This is a genomic window from Enterobacter cloacae, assembly GCF_013375935.1.
GTDB lineage: Bacteria > Pseudomonadota > Gammaproteobacteria > Enterobacterales > Enterobacteriaceae > Enterobacter > Enterobacter pasteurii.
Genome location: NZ_CP056117.1, coordinates 445,069 through 466,292 on the forward strand (window position 1 = coordinate 445,069; position 21,224 = coordinate 466,292).

Annotated in this window: 19 protein-coding genes and 1 tRNA gene; 3 read left to right on the top strand and 17 right to left on the bottom strand. The window is 51.0% G+C overall.

Annotated elements, in window-relative coordinates; genetic code table 11:
* Positions 1-511: 511 nt before the first annotated feature.
* The 9 genes from HWQ14_RS02060 to HWQ14_RS02100 all read right to left on the bottom strand — a co-directional run bounded on the left by HWQ14_RS02060 (position 512) and on the right by HWQ14_RS02100 (position 11,466).
* A complete protein-coding gene (locus HWQ14_RS02060; protein ID WP_176608828.1) occupies positions 512-1,153 on the bottom strand; it encodes a hypothetical protein in 642 nt (213 codons plus the stop codon).
* Positions 1,140-3,800 (bottom strand): type VI secretion system ATPase TssH, encoded by a 2,661-nt coding sequence (tssH, locus tag HWQ14_RS02065; protein WP_176608829.1) that lies wholly within the window; start codon positions 3,798-3,800, stop codon positions 1,140-1,142. The genes HWQ14_RS02060 and tssH overlap by 14 nt, the downstream gene beginning before the upstream one ends.
* A gap of 172 nt (positions 3,801-3,972) precedes the next feature.
* The gene (gene hcp, locus HWQ14_RS02070) at positions 3,973-4,464 is read right to left on the bottom strand and encodes a type VI secretion system effector Hcp (protein WP_001007319.1); all 492 of its coding nucleotides are present in this window, start codon (positions 4,462-4,464) and stop codon (positions 3,973-3,975) included.
* Between the two features lie 5 nt (positions 4,465-4,469).
* Positions 4,470-6,206 carry an OmpA family protein gene (locus HWQ14_RS02075; RefSeq protein WP_176608830.1) on the bottom strand — a complete coding sequence of 579 codons (1,737 nt, stop codon included), beginning with the start codon at positions 6,204-6,206 and terminating at the stop codon, positions 4,470-4,472.
* 2 nt (positions 6,207-6,208) lie between these two features.
* Positions 6,209-6,862, bottom strand: coding sequence for a type VI secretion system protein TssL, short form (tssL, locus tag HWQ14_RS02080; protein WP_176608831.1), 654 nt, complete (start codon positions 6,860-6,862; stop codon positions 6,209-6,211).
* On the bottom strand, positions 6,859-8,196 hold the full coding sequence (tssK, locus tag HWQ14_RS02085; protein ID WP_176608832.1) for a type VI secretion system baseplate subunit TssK: 1,338 nt from the start codon (positions 8,194-8,196) through the stop codon (positions 6,859-6,861). Before tssK ends, tssL begins: the two co-directional genes overlap by 4 nt.
* A 15-nt stretch (positions 8,197-8,211) precedes the next feature.
* Positions 8,212-9,759 carry a type VI secretion system contractile sheath large subunit gene (tssC, locus tag HWQ14_RS02090; protein WP_176608833.1) on the bottom strand — a complete coding sequence of 516 codons (1,548 nt, stop codon included), beginning with the start codon at positions 9,757-9,759 and terminating at the stop codon, positions 8,212-8,214.
* Positions 9,760-9,791: 32 nt separating this feature from the next.
* Entirely contained in the window at positions 9,792-10,292 is a 501-nt protein-coding gene (gene tssB, locus HWQ14_RS02095; protein WP_014830481.1) for a type VI secretion system contractile sheath small subunit, read from the bottom strand.
* Positions 10,293-10,995: 703 nt separating this feature from the next.
* Positions 10,996-11,466 carry a SymE family type I addiction module toxin gene (locus tag HWQ14_RS02100; RefSeq protein ID WP_176608834.1) on the bottom strand — a complete coding sequence of 157 codons (471 nt, stop codon included), beginning with the start codon at positions 11,464-11,466 and terminating at the stop codon, positions 10,996-10,998.
* 300 nt (positions 11,467-11,766) lie between these two features.
* On the opposite strand from HWQ14_RS02100, the gene HWQ14_RS02105 reads away from it, so the two are divergent.
* Positions 11,767-12,636 carry a phosphorothioated DNA-binding restriction endonuclease gene (locus HWQ14_RS02105; RefSeq protein WP_176608835.1) on the top strand — a complete coding sequence of 290 codons (870 nt, stop codon included), beginning with the start codon at positions 11,767-11,769 and terminating at the stop codon, positions 12,634-12,636.
* A gap of 316 nt (positions 12,637-12,952) precedes the next feature.
* On the opposite strand, the gene HWQ14_RS02110 is transcribed toward HWQ14_RS02105, so the two are convergent.
* The 8 genes from HWQ14_RS02110 to rraB all read right to left on the bottom strand — a co-directional run bounded on the left by HWQ14_RS02110 (position 12,953) and on the right by rraB (position 19,953).
* The gene (locus HWQ14_RS02110) at positions 12,953-13,429 is read right to left on the bottom strand and encodes a hypothetical protein (RefSeq protein WP_176608836.1); all 477 of its coding nucleotides are present in this window, start codon (positions 13,427-13,429) and stop codon (positions 12,953-12,955) included.
* Complete coding sequence (locus HWQ14_RS02115; protein WP_176608837.1) at positions 13,419-14,570, bottom strand: hypothetical protein; 1,152 nt, start codon at positions 14,568-14,570, stop codon at positions 13,419-13,421. The genes HWQ14_RS02110 and HWQ14_RS02115 overlap by 11 nt, the downstream gene beginning before the upstream one ends.
* 2 nt (positions 14,571-14,572) lie before the next feature.
* Complete coding sequence (locus HWQ14_RS02120; RefSeq protein ID WP_176608838.1) at positions 14,573-15,661, bottom strand: DNA cytosine methyltransferase; 1,089 nt, start codon at positions 15,659-15,661, stop codon at positions 14,573-14,575.
* Positions 15,646-16,761, bottom strand: coding sequence for a DNA cytosine methyltransferase (locus HWQ14_RS02125; RefSeq protein WP_176608839.1), 1,116 nt, complete (start codon positions 16,759-16,761; stop codon positions 15,646-15,648). The genes HWQ14_RS02120 and HWQ14_RS02125 overlap by 16 nt, the downstream gene beginning before the upstream one ends.
* A 1,017-nt stretch (positions 16,762-17,778) precedes the next feature.
* Positions 17,779-17,863: transfer RNA gene (locus tag HWQ14_RS02130), tRNA-Leu, on the bottom strand.
* A 106-nt stretch (positions 17,864-17,969) separates the two neighbouring features.
* Positions 17,970-18,692, bottom strand: coding sequence for a topoisomerase II (locus HWQ14_RS02135; RefSeq protein ID WP_176608840.1), 723 nt, complete (start codon positions 18,690-18,692; stop codon positions 17,970-17,972).
* A 30-nt stretch (positions 18,693-18,722) separates the two neighbouring features.
* On the bottom strand, positions 18,723-19,481 hold the full coding sequence (gene miaE, locus HWQ14_RS02140) for a tRNA isopentenyl-2-thiomethyl-A-37 hydroxylase MiaE (RefSeq protein ID WP_176608841.1): 759 nt from the start codon (positions 19,479-19,481) through the stop codon (positions 18,723-18,725).
* A 46-nt stretch (positions 19,482-19,527) separates the two neighbouring features.
* Entirely contained in the window at positions 19,528-19,953 is a 426-nt protein-coding gene (gene rraB / locus HWQ14_RS02145; protein ID WP_023334329.1) for a ribonuclease E inhibitor RraB, read from the bottom strand.
* 99 nt (positions 19,954-20,052) lie between these two features.
* Between rraB and argL the strand changes: the two genes are divergently transcribed.
* On the top strand, positions 20,053-20,148 hold the full coding sequence (argL, locus tag HWQ14_RS23190; RefSeq protein ID WP_242527695.1) for a putative translational regulatory protein ArgL: 96 nt from the start codon (positions 20,053-20,055) through the stop codon (positions 20,146-20,148).
* Positions 20,118-21,122 carry an ornithine carbamoyltransferase gene (gene argF, locus HWQ14_RS02150; RefSeq protein WP_176608842.1) on the top strand — a complete coding sequence of 335 codons (1,005 nt, stop codon included), beginning with the start codon at positions 20,118-20,120 and terminating at the stop codon, positions 21,120-21,122. The genes argL and argF overlap by 31 nt, the downstream gene beginning before the upstream one ends.
* Positions 21,123-21,224 lie beyond the last annotated feature (102 nt).

Below are 21,224 nucleotides of genomic sequence, written 5' to 3' on the forward strand. Positions count from 1 at the left end.
GATAAATCAATGATAATCATCCCATTCATCGTAAATATATGCATATGCAAATCGATACATCAGATAACCCGCAAAAAAGACCACAGCCGAGAGCAAACCCCACAGATATTTAAATTCAGAAGACGAGAGAAAAAAGAACCAGATTGTGAATAGTATACCCGACGCACCTAACCCCATACCCCCGCCACGGATAAGTCGGGATAGGATTATAAGTAATATCCGTTTTATCTTCATAATCCACCAAAAAAAATATTTGCCAGACTTATTAGATCTTAGCTTCGATTGAATTAATGGTAATTACCCCATTCATCATATATATAACGCAGAGAAAATCTATACACGAAATAGCCAATACAGATTCCTGCTACTGACATCCCAGCCCAGTAAAAACGCATATCATTTATTGAAAAAAAGACAAACCATATTAAAGAAACAGTACCTAAAGCCCCCATTGTCATTCCGGCAGCGCAAACAACCCTGGATATAATAACTAAGGCTATTTTTTTAAAATTCATAGACCACCGAAAAAATGCTCACATATTCTGTTAAACTTTTCCTTGTCTGCATTGCTGATCTCGCAAGCCTTTTCAAAAGGTTTAACAATATCCTCAACAAGAAAATACAAAAGATCTAAATCCCCCATACACTGTAATTTATTATGCAATACGATATTTCTTCCCTTAAGTTGTCTTGATGTATAAATGGCTCTTGATACCTCACCGCCAATCGCCAGCAGTAGCCCTGACATATAACCCGAGAAAAATGCAGACACGCCGCGTGAGGATATAGCCCTTCCAAGATTAATCCCGGTAAGCTGAGCAAAAAAGACCTTCCCTATAATTTCTCCGCCTACATTACTAATAATGGTAGAAATCTTTTCCATATCAATACGCGATGCAAAATCCTCCATGAATGGACTAATAACCTTTTCAATAAGATCTCTATTGAAAGTCATTGTTTTTACTAACCTGGCCATCCTGAATTTGTCATCCTGATTCTCACGCCGGTGCTCAGTATCTATAAAATCATACCCCATATAACCGAGACTGACCGGTAAAGAAATGATACCTTTCCCGACGGCCCCAAGAAAGCCATCGCCTTTAATATTAATGGCCTCCAACATATCTCTGGCTATTTCTTTAGCACTGTCCATCTATATTTTCCTGCTGAGATTCACCATTGCTTTCATCAAACGCCATCACAATCCCCTCTTCCTCACTCCATCCCAGAGTCAGCGACTGTGGTTTCTGTTTCGCGGCCATGTAGGTCAGCAACTGCTGACTCAGCACCGGCAGGATCTGCTGGTTCAGCAGGCTGTCGATATTGCGCGCCCCGGTATCCGGCAGCAGGCAGGCCGCGGTCAGCGCGTCGTACAGGCTCTCATCAATGGTCGTGCGGATACCGTAGTGACGGGCAAGGCGCTGTGAGACCCTGTCCAGCTTCATCGCCACGATGGTGCGCATGGCGGCCTCACTGAGCGGGCGGTAGAGCACCGTCTGAAAACGCGCCAGCAGCGCAGGCTGGAAGTGGTCGCGCAGTAGCGGACGGACAAGCTCGTGCAGGCCGGCCTCTGTCGCCTCCGGCTGTTCGTCCAGCATCTGCATGATGTGGTCGCCGCCCAGGTTGGAGGTCATCAGAATCACCGTATTACGGAAGTCGATTTCACGCCCCTCGCCGTCGCGCATAAAGCCGCGGTCAAAGACCTGGTAGAACAGGTTCATCACGTCCCGGTGGGCCTTTTCCACTTCGTCCAGCAGCACCACGCTGTACGGGCGCTTGCGCACCGCTTCGGTGAGAATACCGCCCTGGCCGTAGCCGACGTAGCCCGGCGGGGAACCCTTCAGCTGCGACACGGTGTGCGGCTCCTGGTACTCGGAGAGGTTGATGGTAATCAGCGACTTTTCTCCGCCATAGAGCGCATCGGCGAGCGCCAGCGCGGTTTCGGTTTTCCCCGCCCCGCTCGGCCCCGCCAGCAGGAACACGCCCTGCGGCCCGTTCTCCGGCGTCAGGCCGGCTCTGGACGCGCGCAGGCGCTGCGCCACGGCGCTCAGCGCCGCATCCTGGCCCACCACGCGTTTACCGAGGTGCTCTTCGAGGCGTAACAGCTCCGTCTGCTCGTCCTTCATTAATGACGAGAGCGGCACGCCCGTCCAGTCGGCAATCACCGTGGCGACGGTACGCGCATCCACGTCCAGCTCCAGCAGCGGGTTGTCCTGCTGAGCTTCACTCAGTTGCTGTTGCAGGTCTGAAATCTCCGCCTGACGGGAGATATCTGCGCGGCAGGCCACCAGCGCTTCCGTGAGTTTCAGCTCCTGGCCGTACTGCGCCTCCCGTTCGTCGAGCTCCAGAATAATGCGGACCTCGTCCTGCTCGATGGCCGCCAGACGTTCATCGTGGGTGAGGTTACCCACCGCGATATCCTCCAGCAGCGCCTGCTTCTCCATCGCCAGGGCCGTGAGCTGCGCCTTCATCCGGGTCAGCGGCTCCGGCACGGTGTCGAGGCTCATGCGCACGCGGGCCGACGCGGTGTCCAGCAGGTCAACCGCCTTGTCCGGCAGCTGGCGGCCGGTCAGGTAACGCCGGGAAAGGGTCACCGCCGCCCTGACCGCCTCATCGGTAATGTGCACCCCGTGGTGCTGCGCGTAGCGGGATTTCAGGCCCCGGAGCATCAGGCAGGCGGTGTCGTCGTCCGGTTCCTCCACCTTTACCATCTGGAAGCGGCGCTCCAGCGCGGCGTCGCGCTCAAAGTACTGCTTGTACTCGCTCCAGGTGGTGGTGGCGATGGTTCTGAGTTCACCGCGGGCGAGCGCGGGCTTCAGCAGGTTGGCCGCATCGGCGCCACCGGCCTGGTTGCCCGCCCCGATAATGGTGTGGGCCTCGTCGATGAACAGCAGCACCGGGGACGGAGACTGCTGTACCGCGTCGATGACGTTTTTCAGGCGCTGCTCAAACTCACCCTTCACGCCCGCCCCCGCCTGCAGCAGGCCGAGGTCCAGCGTGCGCAGGCTCACCGTTTTCAGGGACTCCGGCACGTTCCCGTCGGCGATGCGCAGCGCCAGCCCCTCCACCAGGGCGGTTTTCCCCACGCCCGGCTCGCCGACCAGAATCGGGTTGTTCTTGCGACGCCGCGAGAGAATATCCACCATCTGGCGGATTTCATTGTCGCGGCCGAACACCGGGTCGATTTTGCCCTCACGCGCGTTAGCGGTGACGTCAAGGGTGAACTTGTCCAGCGCGTTCTGCAGGGCCGGATTCAGTTCGCCCTCTTTCACCTCACCGCCGGACAGCGGCACGCTGCCGCCCTGCGCCAGCTCCTCTTCCTGCTGTACCTCTTCGCGCTCGTCTGACTGCGCATCCAGCAGCGGTCGCAGACGCTCAAGCTGGCTCTGCCCCAGCGTCAGCAGCGGCCATAAGCCGTCGCAGCGCACCAGGCTCTGCCGGTCCACCAGCGCCATCAGCAGGTGAATGCTGCGGATATGCGCTTCGCCTGCCAGCGAGGCGCGCAGCCACGCGTCCTGCATCAGGGTCTGAGTGCTGTCCGAAAGCTGCGGGCGGCCGCGCACTGAACGGGGCAGCTTCTCCAGAAAATTCAGCAAATCCTGCCATATCCCGTCCATGTCCCATTCATAACGGCGGGCCAGCACGGTGAGGTCGCCCTCCCCCTGCTCCAGCAGCTTCAGCAGCCAGTGCTCGGGCAGGATTTCCGCATGGGCGCGGGTCTGGCACAGGGAGGCTGCACCTTCCATCGCGCGGGCACAGTAGGGGTTCAGACGACGTAACAGGCTGGCTGGATTTTCCATGAGACTCTCTCTTTATCAGTTCCGGACACGCTACCGCCCGTCGCTTTTCCTGGTATTCAGGAACCCAAAGCGCATAAGGTCGGGCAGGCAGGCTGTGTTTTTCTTTGCTGAACGTCCGCGGCTACAGGCGTTCAGCAAAAACGGCGGACGGGAGAACCCGCCCGCACGAGACTCAGGCGGTGGCGCGTTCGTTCCAGGAATCGGAATGAATGATGTTGCCGTCCTTGTAGGTCCAGGTGATTTTTTCGTAGCGCAGCTCAATCTGCTCCAGGTGGTTGTGCTTCTCGAAAGACGGATCCTTGATGTCATGCATCACCGGATTCACCTTCACCACCTTCACGTTCTCAAGCTTCGTGTTGAAGTACTCCACTTCCTGGCCGGCATCGTTGATTTTGTACCACTTGAATTCCGCAGATTTCAGGGTCTGGCCGGTGGTCACCGCCTTGTACAGATACGGGCTGGAGGAGTCGATTTCCTTGGTGAACAGGAACGGCGTGTGGATACGGGTGCCGGTCAGCTTGCCGGTGTTGTTGTCGGTCGGGATGTACAGGTTGTGTTCCTGCGCCACCACCTCGATGCTGCCTTCACGATCCTGAACGTCCACGGACCCTTTGATGTCCGCACCGCCGTCGTCCTTCAGCCACAGATAAACAGGAATTGCCATGTTAATTACTCCATTTCATTTTTTGAGACGCCATCATCCTGCGATGGCGCGGGGGTGTTGCCCGGCAGCTGACAGGCGTTCGCCTGCGGCACCAGACTGATTTCGACACGGCGGTTCAGCGCCCGGCCTTCCGGCGTGTCGTTGGTGGCGACAGGACGGCTCTCGCCGTAGCCCTGCACCGCAAAGCAGCTCTCCGGCACGTCGCCGGTGTCGCGCATCCAGTCGCGCACCGCTGTGGCGCGAGCCTGTGACAACCTCTGGTTAAGATGCGGGTTACCGGTGTTATCCGTGTGGCCACTGACCACGATCAGCCAGCCGGGCTTCGCCTTAATTCCCACCAGCGAATTCACCAGCAGCTTCACCGAGCCGGGTTTAAGTTCGGCTTTGCCGGAGTCAAACAGTGAGAGGCTGTCAAGGCGGACGGTCTTCGGCCCCTGCACCACCTTATTAATGACCGGGCGAGGAGGAGGTGGTGGAGCCCAGTCACTGAGCGCAGCCTCCACCGGCGGGATCAGACGCAGCCCCTGATACAGGCCCAGCCCGTACCGCAGCGGCGCACCGCGACGTAGCCAGTCATCCAGCAGGTTACTGTCCGCTTTGAGGCGCTGTTGTGCCTGCGTCTTCGGTGCAGGAGGCTTCCCGTCCAGGCGATGGTAAAGCGCCAGATGATCGCCGACGCTGTTGAGCAGCCGCTGGTTATTGATAAAGGAGGCCAGCATTGCCAGCAGCAGAAACAGGCCTGCAATCATTCCGGCCTGACGCCAGCGTTGCTGGCTGCGGCTGAGTCCACGGCGGCGCGATAGCCCCGCCAGCAAAATATCCGGCAGGGGCAATATCGCCGCCTGCATGTCAGCCGACGGCGGCAGGGTCGTGAGGGCCGTGATATGCTGCTGCCACAGGTTGTCCGCTTTTGCCGCCACCGGTGCCAGGCAGAATCCTGCGGCTACGGGAGGAAGGGCAGGCAAATCGCCCTGGCGGGTATTAAGCTGCGCTCCCACCGCACGGTCGTACCAAGCCTGCATGGCATCCAGCCAGAAGGCCTCCCCCAGGCGTGACAGACGGTCTGTGACAGGGCTTTCCCGCAGCCAGTCGCTCACGGGGATCGCCCCCAAAGCCGGCAGACGCACCCGGACACCCGGCAGGTCCGGCGTTACGGTAAACCAGCGGACAGGTATGTCATCCTCTGAGGCATCCGGCCGGGACGGCCCTGAAACCGTCAGGGTCACCAGCACCGGCGGCAGGCCGTTCAGCCACGGGCGACACTGAGCTACCGCCCGTTGCCAGGTCCGCAGCCACTGCCCGAACGCATCATCCGAGGTATGACGCTCCGGCAGAAGGCCCAGCATAACGGCCACCTGCGGGACGAGCGCGGGGCGCACGGTCGCCAGCTGTTCTGCCAGAACAGGGAGTTGCTCCGGATTCTCTACCGGCAGCCACCAGCCCGAAGGCGTTTCCCGGAATGGCTGACCCGATTCAGACCAGGCCGTAGCATCACCGATAATGAACAGCACGCTGCCCTGATAATCCTCCGGAGGCAGGTGGTCAGCACTGAAACGACTCAGGGCATCACGACGGGACTGCCGCAGGTGCCACTGACGCCACAGCACAAGACCCGCAGCCGTGACAACCAGAAGACAGAGGATCCACCGGGTTGTGACCGACAGCGGCCAGAAGCCGAGGATCAGCCACAGGCTTAAAAACAGGGCCAGCAGCGTCAGCAGAAGACGGGAACGTTCGTGCATGCTCATCCCAGCCCCGTAATCTGCGCCACCTGCCCGGCCAGCAAGGATGAGAGCACAAACCAGACTACCGCCAGCGCCACGATCCCCGCGCCCCATGAAAGCCAGTACATCCGCCGCCCGGTTCGACGCCCGGCGGCCCGGACCACCAGTGGCGCATCCTGGCTGAGGGCGAATGGCGGTACCCGTTCGCCGAGGGCACGCACCACATCCTCACGGCGCTCGTCATCCTGGCTACGGTACTGGCCGGTAAAGCCGAGCTGCAGGGTACGGTACAGACACATCAGCACCACCGGATCCGCTACCGGGGCTTTTAACTGCTCGCGAATACGCTCCCAGAGCTCCTCACCTGCATCAAGCCGGCCAAAAAAGTGCGCCTGCAGCGGGTCCTGCTGCCAGGTGCGCCAGCCATCATCTGCTTTGCCCCGGTTAAGGACGCTCTCGTCCAGCAGGGCACAAAATGCATAGAGCATGGTATCGATGTTCGCCTGGCTAAAGCCTGCCTCAGCCAGTTTGTCACGCGCCTGCGTGACCAGCTGCCGGGCCTTTCGATACAGCGCCCTGCCGTCCTGCACCTCCTGGCCGCTACGCAACTGGCTCACCATCAGCCAGCCGGGATAGAAAATCTGTTCAGCCTGAATGATTCCGGATTGATTCATGTCCGCAGCACCGCAAAGAGTTCCAGTTTCACCTCACCCAGCGAAGCCGGGGTATAGAAGGTACAGTTTCCCGCGTCCAGCATGGCCCGCGCCGCATCCGTGCTTAAATCCAGCGCGAAATACTGGTTTTCCAGCCGCAGCGGAATGGCGGCCGGTACATGGGTGACCGGGCGAATAACCATCCCACTCAGCGCCACATTGACCACCTCGGATACGTCATCCGGGCTCCCGGCCTTGCACAGCTGCGGGAACTTCGTCTGCAGCTCATGAGCGGGCATGGCGGAGCGAACCGATAACCAGAAATCTGCACCTTCCCTGAGGCGAGCATCATGCAGAGCGCCTCTCCACATCACGCCATCCTGTTTCAGTTCAATGGAGACGACCCGGGACGGCAGGCTGGCTTCAAGCAGTTTGTCGAGCAGGGAGAGCAGCGGTGGGAAAACCTGCTCCGGTGCATCATGACGGTACGCAGGAATATCACGCGTATCGTGCTCCAGAGAGAAGGTCAGCAGGCTGCCGGCAAGCCGGGCAAGTTCACGGTAAACCAGCTCCGGGTGACGGTCCGGTACAGCAAGCAGTTCGGCCAGTACGGGTTCTGCGCTGTTCAGGGCATTCAGCAGCCAGAACAGCGACACATCAGCCACGGCGAAATCGGCAAGCCGGGCATTACTTTCCCGGCGCATGGACATCAACCGCTGACGGCGGGCCTGAAGACGATGCAGTAAATCGGAAAGATCGCAGACCAGCGCCGGGCAGGCCGACAGGGCAAGCAGTGGCGGGATAAAGCTGCTGTCGCGCCGCCACAGCCCCTGCGCATCCCGTACCAGCCGGGTGACCGGACAGGTCAGGTACGCCGCATTCTCCTGATGGGCCATGCGCAACGTCAGGCTGTGACGCAGGACAGCCAGCTCGCTGCGCTCATGTCCGGCGAGCTCCTGTACGGTAACCCGTTCAGCTTTCCAGCGGCACGGACGTTCGCTGTCGCTGCCGTCATCAAGATTGCCACCGTTTGCGCTGAGCAACGGCAGGGCCAGCACGATATCCACGGACGTTCTGCCTGAGGCGGCCGAGAGATCGCAGACTGGCGGCAGGTTGTCAGACAGATCGGTATCAATCAGCGTGCCGTCCGGGAAGCGGACGGTCAGGCGTGTAGCGTTCAGGCGGGAAAGCGCCAGCAGGCTGTCATCAAACTCTGCCGCCACCACGCCCCACGGCTGTGCCAGCCCCATTCGGGCCACCGTATCAGCCATATGGGCATCCCATATGGCCTGCTGCTGGAACTGTTGCGGGGCCAGAAAGGCCCCGTCTTCCCATAACGGGCGAAATATTTTCATCCCTGATGCCCCGTCTTATGCTTTGGCTTTCGGCATCTGGCTGACCAGCGACAGATTCACGTCCATGCCTTCCACCTGGAAGTGCGGCACGGCAAACAGCTGTACGCGGAAGAAGCCTGGATTATCCTCGATGTCTTCCACCACCACTTTTGCCTCACGCAGCGGATGAGACGCCTGCAACGCATCGCCTGGATCGGTCATTTCAGTGACCAGGCCTTTCACCCAGTTGTTGAGTTCCAGTTCCAGCAGACGGCGATCCTTGGTGGTGCCGATGTTTTCACGCTGAATAATCTTCAGGTAGTGCGCAATGCGCGACAGCAGGAAGATATACGGCAGGCGGGCGTTGATACGGCTGTTGGCCGTCGCATTAGCGGTGTCATACAGCGCTGGTTTCTGCGTGGAGTTCGCGGAGAAGAAGCAGGCATAATCGCGGTTTTTGTAGTAAGAAAGCGGAATGAAGCCCAGATTTGAGAACTCAAATTCACGGGTTTCCGGGATCATCACCTCAGACGGGATTTTCACCTGGCTGCCGGTACCCAGATCGTACAGGTGGATCGGCAGATCCTGCACTGCGCCGCCCGCCTGCGGACCACGGATCTGAACGCACCAGCCGTTGTTGATAAAGCTGCGAACCATATTGGCGGCAAAAGCAAATGACGCACTGATCCACAGATACTTCTCGTGATCCGGGCCTTTCACCTCTTCCACATAGTTGAAGCTGCGCACCGGCACCGTATCCGGACCGTAAGGCAGACGTCCCAGCACGCGCGGCATCACCAGACCGATATAGCGGGAGTCATCCGTCTCGCGGAAGGATTTCCATTTGATATATTCCGCGCGGTCAAAGTAGTTGCCGATATCCTTAATGGCAGCCACCTGCTCCATATTTTCCTTGAGGAAAAATTTCGGCCCGGCAGAGCCAATGAACGGCATATGCGCTGACGCCGATACTTTGGAGATATTGCGCATCAGCGCCACATCCTGCGGGCTGGCGTCGAATTCATACGCGGAGATCACCGCCCCGATCGGTTCCCCGCCCGGGGTGTCGTATTCTGCGATATAGGTGTGTGCGTACAGTCCGCTCTGGATAATTTCCGGAGAGTCTTCAAAATCCTGGCGCAGATCTTCTTTGGAGACATCAAGGATTTCGGTTTTGACGTTCTGGCGGTAATCGGTGTTGTCCACCAGGTGCTTCAGACCACGCCACAGCCCCTCAACCCGCTGAAACTCCGGGTTGTGCATCACGGCATCCAGCTGGCGGCTAATCTGGTAGTCCAGCGTGGCAATATGGTGGTCAATCAGGGTCTTATCCAGCTTCTCAACTTTTGCACCTGATTTACTCAGGCATTCCAGGAACACCTGCATCCCGGCGGTCAGACGCTCGTCAGCGCTCGCATCAGACATGGCCTGCGCATCCTGCCAGATATCCAGCGCGCTCAGTTCAGAAACCGGGCTGAGATTGATTTTCTCAAACAGGGAAGCATAAACGCCGCCCGTCTGCGGGCGTTCCAGCACAACACTTTCGCCCGTAACGGCATTTTGATTTTGTACAGACATCAGCATTTCCTCATTAATCCGTTAATTCATTGCGACCGTTACGGCTGTTTCGGTGCCAGAGCAGACAATTCATCGCGCAGTTCGCGGCTGAGCGCCGGGTCAAGCAGGATTTTTTCCAGCTCTTTTCGGAAGCCCTGGTTATCCAGCAGATTCGCTTTCAAATCGCGAAGCAAATTGCGCATGGCGAGCATGGCCTTCAGTTGGGGGATCTGGCGCGCGACCTCTTCTGGCGTAAAGTCCTTGATGTCGCGAAATGTCAGGCTGATATTCTCTTCGCTGCCATCACCCGCCAGCGTATTTTCAACAGTGAGATTCACTTTCGGGGAATATTCGGAAAGCACTGCATTAAAGTTATTTTTATTTACATCGATTTTTTCACGCTCTGATAACGGTCTTTGTTCTGCACCATTACTGAAATCGCCAGTCACCAGCAATTTAAGCGGTAATTCAACTTTCTTCTGGGCTCCCCCGGTATGTAAATCCAGTTTTAAATTAACGCGCGCCTTCGGAATCTCATTCTGGAAGCTTTTCTCGCTCATAAATCCCTCTTATCACCACTGTGTGAAAGTTTCCTGACTACATTTCTTTACACGCGGATAATAGGGTAAACGCCTTAACAAAATCAAATACGCAGATCTTTGTTTTTCAACTGGAAAATTCTTAAGAATTTTCTTTCAGAAAACAGGCAATAATCCGAAAAGCTAAAAACAAGGTGTCCCAACACGCGCGTAAAATCCTCCAAAAATTCTGTAATTCCCAGAACAACTATCCAAAGAAAATGAAAACTGCAGTCACTCGTTAATTTTATTTGCAAAACGAACAAAAACTGACCTACCTAAATACGGTAATTTTTTGCAATCCTTTAGAGAAATATCTCATTAAATTACGTCAATGAATAATTCTGAAATACCTCCGCACCGCCAGACGTTACGCGGGGTGTGCTAAAAAGCGTAATATTTACGTCCATTTCTGGACTATCCCTAAAAAGTGCTAATAAAAATCGATAAGTGTGATGCCAATCACAAACATAGGATCACCCCTCTTTTTGCAATGAAGAAAAATCCGGGCAAACATACCCCTCCATAACAATGAACTGCACCTCAACAGTTGGACACCCAACTGAGTAAGGTGCAGATTCATCCATCGTAGCAGGATGCCCGGACCGGAACTGATAGCAGCATTTACCGAAGAGCATTCCTTGCCTGTCAGCATGAGGGGCAAAAAATTATTTTCTCTGTAACGTTACGCTTTCGTCTGCCCATTCCCACGCTTTATCACCGGTATATCGCCCGTATCATTCAACGCGCCCGGAAACGTCTTCAACCACTGCGCGACTTTCTGCTTATTTATATTCACCACGCTCATCCCTTCCAGACATCCCCATAATTCTCTTGTATGCTGCGGCGTAATCACAATGCAGTCTTTCATGGCGCGGATTTTTACCGGCATACCGTTGATAAAGCCCGCACGGGTTAACCAGTCGCCGCCCAGAAGGAGGTATTTCATGTCTATGCGCGCATAAAGTTCGAAGCAAGCGGCACTGTCCTGCGGCGTTTCCGCGCGGGGATGGACGGGCGCCGCGTTGGGCGGGTTGCCGTGCAGACGGCGGGCGCTGTTTTTGCGTACCAGCTCACGGTTTTCAATCATGCCGGTGAAAGCGTCTGATTCTGTTTTGCAAACAGTAAACTCTGGCTTAAAATTCGTCGCAGCCATTTTCAACTCCTTCATAGTTGTTTGTGGTTAGCGGTATGGGGGTGTTGCAGCACCTTCATATCGCGAATTCTTCGTTAAATATTCCTCGATACTTCCTTTGCCGTTCGGCGTAATTTCTGGTGCTTATTATACAGGGCTGAATATAAACACAGCGGTTTTGGGTGGGGTAAATTTGGAATTTGCGAGGGGGATTCAGGAAATAGAGTAGTGTGCGGTAAGATCATGTTTTTGTTGACTGCGGGTTGATTGGTCCGGGTTTTGCGAGCATCATCGCAATTATTTACCTTTTTCCGTAACGCGATGGCTTCCAGCAAAACTCTCGAACAGGCAATTGCCGACATCACCATCTGGCGCAAAGGCGCACAGCGTGCGCCGCATAAACCTTTATTGCTTCTGTACGTGCTGGCGAACTATCAGCAGGGACATGCGCGGCTGTTTGATTACGGAACCGAGGTTCACGAGCAGCTGCTTAGCCTGTTAGAACGCTTTGGCCCACAGCGGAAGGCGCATTATCCGAATATGCCCTTCTGGCGGCTCAGAGGGGATGGATTTTGGGATCTGAAGAATACTGAGTTCTGTTCGACCACTGGCAGTAAGCAACCGCCTGTTAAAGAACTTGTGGAACATAACGTCGCAGGCGGCTTTGATGAAGAACACTTTGCGCTACTGAGCAAGAACAAAAATCTGATCGGCTCGCTGGCGCAGCAGATCCTTGAAGCACATTTCCCTGAAAGCATTCAGGAAGAGATCGCGGATGAGATGGGCTTTAATATCCAGCAGATCCGTAAGGTTCGAGATCCGCTGTTCCGCCAGCAGGTGCTGCGTGCGTATAACTATGAGTGCGCAATCTGCGGGTTTAACATGCGACATGATAACGCCTCTGTTGGACTTGAAGCCGCACATATCAAGTGGAAGCAGTTTGGCGGACCATGTGAGATCCCGAACGGACTAGCGTTGTGTGCAATTCATCATAAGGCGTTTGATAAAGGATCGATTGGACTGGATGAAAGTATGCGGGTGCTGGTGTCCGAGGCGGTGAATGGGAGCGGGATTGTTGGGCGGCTGTTCTGGGATTTTGCCGGGAAGCAGATAGCGTTGCCGATGTTAAAAGGGAATTATCCGAGGGAGGGATTTGTGGATTGGCATAGGACAGAGGTGTTTAGAGTGTGATTTAAGACGTCCCCTACCTTCATATTGATGACGCTTGATGAAAAATTGATTTTTATAGGTATTTTCAAAACTAATATTATCTAATATTCCTAAAAGAGATAACTATAATTTTTTAAAATGGAATTAACATGAAATTCGTATTCAGCCAATTCATCCTCTACTTTGCCGAGGTTAGTTAACCAAGCAAAAAAATAAATCCGAAGGGTTCTTAATAAAGCCACATCTATAAATAAAAAAATATTAATAACTCCCTCGTCCTGAGAAGGATATGCAGTATATTTTACACTCACCATAAACAGAACAAAACATCAATAAATCAAAGGGTTACACAAAAAAAATCAGAAAATTCATGACCTACACTTCCATTGGGATGAATTAATACAAAAATTCTCCCCTCAAATACAAACTGAAACAAAGAAGAGGGTTGAACTGGATCAAAAGATGAGTTTATCAATGCAAACTCTGCATACAGTTCATTTTTTTCCAAACCAAATCTCATAGCTATATTTTTAATCAATCGTTCTTGCGCCAATGAAGATTTTTTTATTTCGAGCAGTTTAAGTTCATCGCTATAATTATAACGACCTTTGATTTCTCCGACTAAAATCATTTTCCCCCTTATAGCGATAACATCCGGAAAAACTGTCTTATTTTTACCATTATCCTTATAGGATATGCTCAAATGGGCCTGCCCACCTGAGCATACAAGCTGTACTACCTGCCAATTATTAGATTGCAGGTATTTTCTGAATTCATTAACCATCAATATTTCATTAGAAAAATCACCCTGCATTAAAGAGAACCCCGTCCTTAAAGATAACGATATCAGCCAACTCCGCATAAATCCTTACAGGCTTTGATTTTGTTTCCTTACATCCATATCGCATATGATAATTGTATGTTTTAGCATTTTTTGGTTCAAACGGATTATTAAATGGACATGACTTCGCAACGAACTTACCCATAACATCAGTAATTTCTTTTATAGATACATTCTCTGCATAAGCAACCATATTATGGTATCTTTCCCTCGTACTTTTTCCAAACCTTGCGAAAGCAATATCATAATATCCAATCATACCAACATAAGGATCGCCTGCATGAGCTGTTATTCTAGTTGGATAAAACACCAATGACTCCTTCCTATCTAAAATATAAGAAGGGATTTTCGAGCATAGTGCTTTATGTAATGGTGAGCTTGCACTGATTTTGTTTATTAGCTCTTGAGTATCAATAAGCTCAAGTTTAACTGTGGAATTTTTATCTCCACCGCCCGGATTAGAAATTGAAGGGACTCCTGCTCTGTATGCGTTTGTACGAATCATATCAGTAAGTGTACTAACTAGTTTCTTTTTTGATAACGACTCGATATAATTTATATCTTCGCGAGATTTGACACACTCAAATATAAATTGCTTTAGATACTGAATCCCTTTACTATCAATTAAAGGATATTGAGTATTTTTTTCATTAATTAAGAAATGATTTTCATCCGAAGGCCAATCCAGAACAAAACATGGTGTTTTAAAAACATCCATTAATCTAACCGCACCATACTCTATCGCAACACTCCGTTTGTATATTCTCTCCCCAGAGTTTTCTCTTTTAATGGAGGGTATAATCAGAATACTCGGGCAGCCACTGCTAATTGACGCCAGCATTCTTGAAAATCTCTGTAGTGAATGCTGGTATTGTGGCGTACAACAAGCAAATTCAATTGAAAGCAACGGCTTTTCATGGCCATCATGTTGCATGGACACGATTAGGTCAGGCTTATCAAGATATAAAATATCGGATACATATGCGGGAAGGTCAGTATATTCACTAGTATCATTCCTGCTAGGCATTTTTTTATATGTCACATCCATATCAACCAAAGATGAAAACCAAGATTTTACTGATTCATCGCCTTCATAATAAACGATTATTTCCATGTTTACGCTCCAAAAACTTTAATATAAGATTTTGATAAAATCTCAGAAAACAAAGGAGGGACGGCATTCCCTATTAAATAATATTGCGTAACTAAACTACCGTAAAATATAAAGTCATCCGGGAACGACTGGATCCGTGCACATTCTCTAGGTGTTAACAACCTGTTCTCAACAGGATGTACAAAACGGCCTACAGTAATTTTATCCATACCAGCAACTATTGTTCCTGATGGTAATTCCCAACTCATACGTCCATAGATGTTCTTAGCATGACCACCTGAGCCATACTCACCTTCTACCATTTTGATTAAATGTTCGGTTAGCAAATTTTTGGGTACGTTTAGCAATCCGCCCCCAACAGGGACATGCTTAAACCTCTCAACCAATTTATCGCTGTGATTCAACGACTTATGGTTGAAAATCTTCAATTCTTTGTCAATGTACTCTTCACCAGGACCTATAGAAGGTAGATCACCGATTAAATCATATAAGGTTGTATGTGTGTTTTTTTTATGGCTTTCAATAGCGTTTATAAATTCAGAAAGAAGTGGTTCTTCGTTTGATTTACATGCAAATAAAAAAAATCTCTGTCTAGTTTGACCTAAACCAAAATCTAACGAATTCAATATGACTGTTTTATAAACATATTCAGATTTATTAAAAATACGCTCAATAGCATCAATAAAAAAACCACCATTAGGATGTTTTTTAGATCTAATAGCTTTAACATTTTCCATTATTATAAATCTAGGATTTATTTTAATAGCAGTGTCTAAAAATGCATCCACCAAGATACTTTTTTTGCAATCAAGCTCTCTTTTCCCAAGCGTACTAAATCCTTGGCAAGGCGGACCACCAATAACAAGGTCACATCGTCCTTTAAATTGGCTGATTATTTCATCTCTATCCTCTTCAAGTGAAAAATCGCTCAATTTAAAATCAATGCCTTCATGATTTAAGTCATAATTGCGTTTTGCTTCCTTCCATATATCCGTAGCTAATAACCCTTTAAAATAAGGAGATTTGTAGAATCCCCATGACAACCCACCGCATCCTGAAAATAAATCTATATAAGTTATTTTTTTTTGCATAATTCTTTCACTTTCTCAGCAATAGACTTAGCTAGTAACGGGGGAACAGAATTACCTACTTGAATATACTGCTCTCTCATATTACCGATAAAATTAAAATAATCAGGGAAGCTTTGTATTCTAGCTGCTTCTCTAACAGAAAGAGTTCTATTTTCAGTAGGGTGAATATATCTATATCCATCCATACCTATGTGAGCAAGAACAGTCCACGATGGTTTATTCATATCCAATCGTTTTAATCTATCCTGAAATCTCCCCTCATTAAAAGGCAATATATTTCTAATGCTTGGATCAAGATCCATATATTTATCACCCTGTTTCATGTGAGGGAAAACCTTCTTAGCTCTCTCGTTTGAAACCCTACAGATGTTATTACCAACAACTCCAGTGCTATTTCTTATCGCCACTTGAAAATCAGTCAAGTTATTATTTAAGGAATAAGGAAGATTTCCTGCTCGAATTCCATCATAAATAATTGGCAAATCAGCTATTGCGTCATAAACAGTTCTTGGGTTTTGTATAAATCTTGCAGTCGGGAAAACAAACTTTCCTAATTTACTGCCTACTATGAATAATCGTTTTCTTTTCTGCGGAACACCATAATGTGATGCATCCAAGATATCATAACTAATTTCATAACCTAACTCGCTACAAATAGAGAGTATTTTCTTGAAAATTTCGCCATTGTATTTAGTTTTTAAATTAGGAACATTCTCCATGACAAACACATCGGGTTTGAAATAAGAAACATAATCAAAGTAATTTTTGAATAAATAGTTTCTTGGATCATGCTTAATATCTTTGCTAGATATTGACTCAATTTTTGATCGACCAATACTAGAAAAAGTTTGACATGGAGGCCCTCCAATTATTATTGTTGGAGTATTACATGAAATCTGTGTTTTCTCAGAGAATTCCTCTGGGGAAATCTTGGTTATATCGCCAGATAAACTCTTACACTCAGGGAAGTTAAGAGAATGTGTTTTTGCGTATACAGGCATAAGCTCAATTGAAGCTGATATGTTAAATCCAGCCATGCTAAAGCCAGTACTCATGCCCCCTGCACCAGAAAACAAATCAATGATTTTATACTCTTTCATACGCTCACCAGAACAACAAAAACACTGTGTATATAAACAGACATTCTGCAACACATCATCTGCATAATCAAGTCAAACCTAGCTCTTAAAGTAAGCTAAATGACCTTAACGAACAGCTAACTTGCCCCTTCACTTCTATTGGCAGATGCACCTCAATAGCACTTTTCAGTAACAACCCCCTCGCTGTACTCTCCCTCCATCATAACGAAGATGCCTAAACTAATTGCAGGCAACGCTGGAATACGACTGTGTTATAGTCATTGCGACAAGGGAAAAATATAATGATACAATTCGCAAAAACGAATCATAAAATATAAACTGCTATCTATTCTGTCAAGTAAAACCCAGGAAACATTAATACAAATTTTTAATTTTAAGAATAGTATATCTAAGAAATAACAACCAATTCGTCCAAAAACTCAGTAAAAAATTCATCCATTTACTCTGTTTTTCAGCTAAACACGCATCCTTAACACTCTTAAAGAAAAAGATTTATATAAATTAATATTGCAGCCCTGACATTAACTATAAAACAATCTATTTAATGCAAATAAAAACTTAAATCTTTTATATTTATAAACCACCATCATAAACTTATTATTCTTAACAGCTTTTAATTGCATACGAATAATTTATATATGATTGAGATCTTTTTAAAGCACATGTTGTACATTTTAAAATTTGTAATTAATGCATCAAAATAAACAGTGTAACATTACAAATAAAAAACTAATTCTCGTAATTCTCGTAATTCTCGTAATTCTCGTAATTCTCGTAATTCTATTCATTTTTTTCAAAATAATCATTCTTAGGACAGTCTGTTTAATTTATTTGTATTTATCAAAATACCCTAGCCCAATTTAGGCTGCATTTAAGTATACAACGAAATAAATCAATTGTTCAAATTATACGAAAAATAGCCAGCGTTGTGTTGTGATATTTGAGATTTTATTAACAAGAAATTTGTTAAACAGACACAAAAAAAGCCGCCCTTAAGCGACTTTGATTTGCATCTTTTGGTGCCGAAGGCCGGACTCGAACCGGCACGTATTTCTACGGTTGATTTTGAATCAACTGCGTCTACCGATTTCGCCACTTCGGCACTGAAGGGGATGCGGAAACGTTGTGGATTATACCTGTCGCGCGCCGCCATGCAAGCGACGACGCGCTAAACCCGCGCTAAGTGCCCAAAAAACCAGCGCCCTTCGTCAGTCCAGCTCAGACACCGCCAGCCGAATCACCCTCGCCGCCTTCTGCTCCGGCAGCGCCAGCACCTTCGCCCACATCTCCTGCACCATATCGCAGGAGAGCTTCTCTTTGCCCACCGCCTTCTCCGGCATCTGCAGCAGCTGGATGTCCTCGCCGTACTTATCGGCAAGTGCCTTCATAATCGGTCGCACATCCTCGATAGCCGCCTCGCGTTCGGCCTGGGTCACGGTGTGGCGGTTTTTGCCGTAGGCCGCGCGCATCATGTCGGCGTCGGCCTGCATGCGCCGCGCCATCAGGTCTTTATCCAGCATGCGCATCGGGTTGATGCCGCCCTTCACCATCGGGTAGAGGAAGCGGAAGCAGGCGTCGTCGCTCACCTTCTGAATGGCGGCGGTCTGCTCCATGTTGATGGTCATGTAGTTCACCACGTTGGCGTCCGGGGCGTTCTGCAGGCGCGTCATCTGCAGATGCAGGATCTGCGGCTGGATGGTGTCGATAATCTGCTGCTCCGGCTCGCCCGCTTTTTGCAGGGCGGCCATCTGGTCGAGGATGCGCTGATGCAGCGCGGGCTCCTGCTCCTTAATCACCTGCCAGGCGGGCATCGCGTTGAGGGCGCTATCCATCTGCCGTTCCGGGGCGCGCTGCCTGTCGAAAAACCCCCAGAATGCCACGGCGGCAGCAGCAATGACGACAATCACAATACGGGTCCACGTTTTATTCATCTCGCATCCTTATCCTTGAATTATGCCGGTTTACACCGGCACGCCGCTGTGGAAGCGAAACTCGTGGTCCGGTGTCGAGATAAGTGTGGCTTCAATTTCACCAAAAAGCTTTATCCGCGGTGAGATATCGTCGTCGCTCACCTGCTGGGCCAGCGCCAGGTAGTCCTGATAGTGGCGCGCTTCCGAGCGCAGCAGCGAGAGATAGAACTTCTGCAGGTCGTCGTCGAGGAACGGGGCCAGCGCGGCGAAGCGTTCGCAGGAGCGGGCTTCGATGTAGGCGCCGCAGATGAGCTTGTCGATCAGCGTCAGCGGTTCGTGGGTGCGCACTTCCTTCAGCATCCCTTTGGCGTAGCGGCTGGCGGTGATTTTGACGTACGGAATGTCGCGGGCCAGCATCGCCTCGCGCACCTGCCAGAAGTGGTGCAGCTCCTCTTTAATCAGCAGCACCATGCTGTCGATGAGCGCCTGGCCCCACGGGTCGTCGGTTTTGGGCATCACGCTTTTGCCAATCTGCCTGTGCAGGGCGATGAAGTCCGGCTCCGGGCCATCGCGGAAGGTGAACTGTTCGTAAGGTTTGAGCCAGTCGAGCAGCGCATCGGCACCGCTTTCGTCGGCGACGTATTTACGCACCAGCAGCAGCGCGGTCTGGGCGGCCTTGAGCTCGCACACCATGTGGTCGGTGAGCAGCAGCGGCAGGTTCGCCGGGTCGCGGGCTTTATCAATCCATGCTTGCGGGGTCGGGCACTGGAGGAAGTTAAGTACAGGGGCGAGTATCTGCGGGTAATCCATGGTTCTGCCTTGAAAAAGCGGTGGCGTGCGCCACCGCCTGAAACGCTTAGTGACGCACGCCGTCGTCGTCTTCGTCGACGTAATCTTCGTCGTCGCCCTCTTCGCCGTCTTCACCGTTCGGATCTTCGAAGTAGGTTCCCCAGCCGTCGTACTCCACGTCAAACTTCTCGGCCAGGTTCATCAGCTGTTCTACCTGCGCGTCGATCAGCTCCGCCTTCAGCGCGCCTTCGCTCAGGATGTCGCAGCAGATGACGGTGTCGCCCTCTTCCACTTCCAGCTCTTCCGGCTCGGTTACTTCGTAACCCAGCTTGAAGGCCTCTACCGCCAGTTTTTCCAGCGCGTCGAAATCATCCGCAGAGAAATGGTGCTCGATGGTGTAAAGCGCGTCCGGATCGCTACCGTCTTCCAGCAGCTCTTCAATAATCAGACGCGTCTCTTCGCGTTGCTCTTCCAGGTGTTCCGGGTTTGCCATGGCTCAATCCTCTTTAAAGTGCGGCAGATACTTCTATTTTCACACACGGACGGGTTTGCCTCCACCTTTGTTAGAAAGATTTGTGAAACGGGGTTGCAAATGAATAATTACACATATAAAGTGAATTTTAATTCAATAAGTGGCATTCGCCATGTGAGGATAAAATGTCCGATTTGTACAAGAAACACTTTCTGAAATTGCTCGACTTTACCCCTGCACAGTTCACTTCTCTGCTGACCCTTGCCGCACAGCTCAAAGCCGATAAAAAAAATGGCAAGGAAGTACAAAAGCTTACCGGTAAAAACATCGCGCTCATCTTCGAAAAAGACTCAACCCGTACACGATGCTCTTTCGAAGTTGCCGCATTTGACCAGGGCGCGCGCGTCACTTATTTAGGGCCGAGCGGCAGCCAGATTGGGCATAAAGAGTCAATTAAAGACACCGCGCGGGTTCTCGGGCGGATGTACGACGGCATTCAGTACCGCGGCCACGGTCAGGAAGTGGTGGAAACGCTGGCGCAGTACGCGGGCGTGCCGGTGTGGAACGGGCTGACCAACGAGTTCCACCCGACGCAGCTGCTGGCGGATCTGCTGACCATGCAGGAGCACCTGCCGGGCAAGGCGTTTAACGAGATGACGCTGGTCTACGCGGGCGACGCGCGCAACAACATGGGCAACTCGATGCTGGAAGCGGCGGCGCTAACCGGGCTGGATCTGCGCCTGGTGGCTCCGAAGGCCTGCTGGCCGGAAGAGAGCCTTGTGGCGGAGTGCGCTGCGCTGGCGGAAAAGCACGGCGGCAAAATTACCCTGACGGAAGACGTGGCGGCGGGCGTGAAGGGCGCGGACTTTATCTATACCGACGTCTGGGTGTCGATGGGCGAAGCCAAAGAGAAGTGGGCGGAGCGGATTGCGCTGCTGCGCGGGTATCAGGTGAACGCGCAGATGATGGCGCTTACCGGCAACCCGGACGTGAAGTTCCTGCACTGTCTGCCCGCGTTCCATGACGACCAGACTACCCTCGGCAAGCAGATGGCGAAAGAGTTCGATCTGCACGGCGGGATGGAAGTGACGGACGAGGTGTTTGAGTCAGCGGCGAGCATCGTGTTTGACCAGGCGGAAAACCGGATGCATACGATTAAGGCGGTGATGGTGGCGACGCTTGGGGGTTGAGTCCTCTGCGCGCTGGTGCCCTCACCCCGGCCCTCTCCCACTGTACGGTCCGGGGACATAGTGAACACTTGTTCGGGGACATGGTAGACACTTACAACTAAG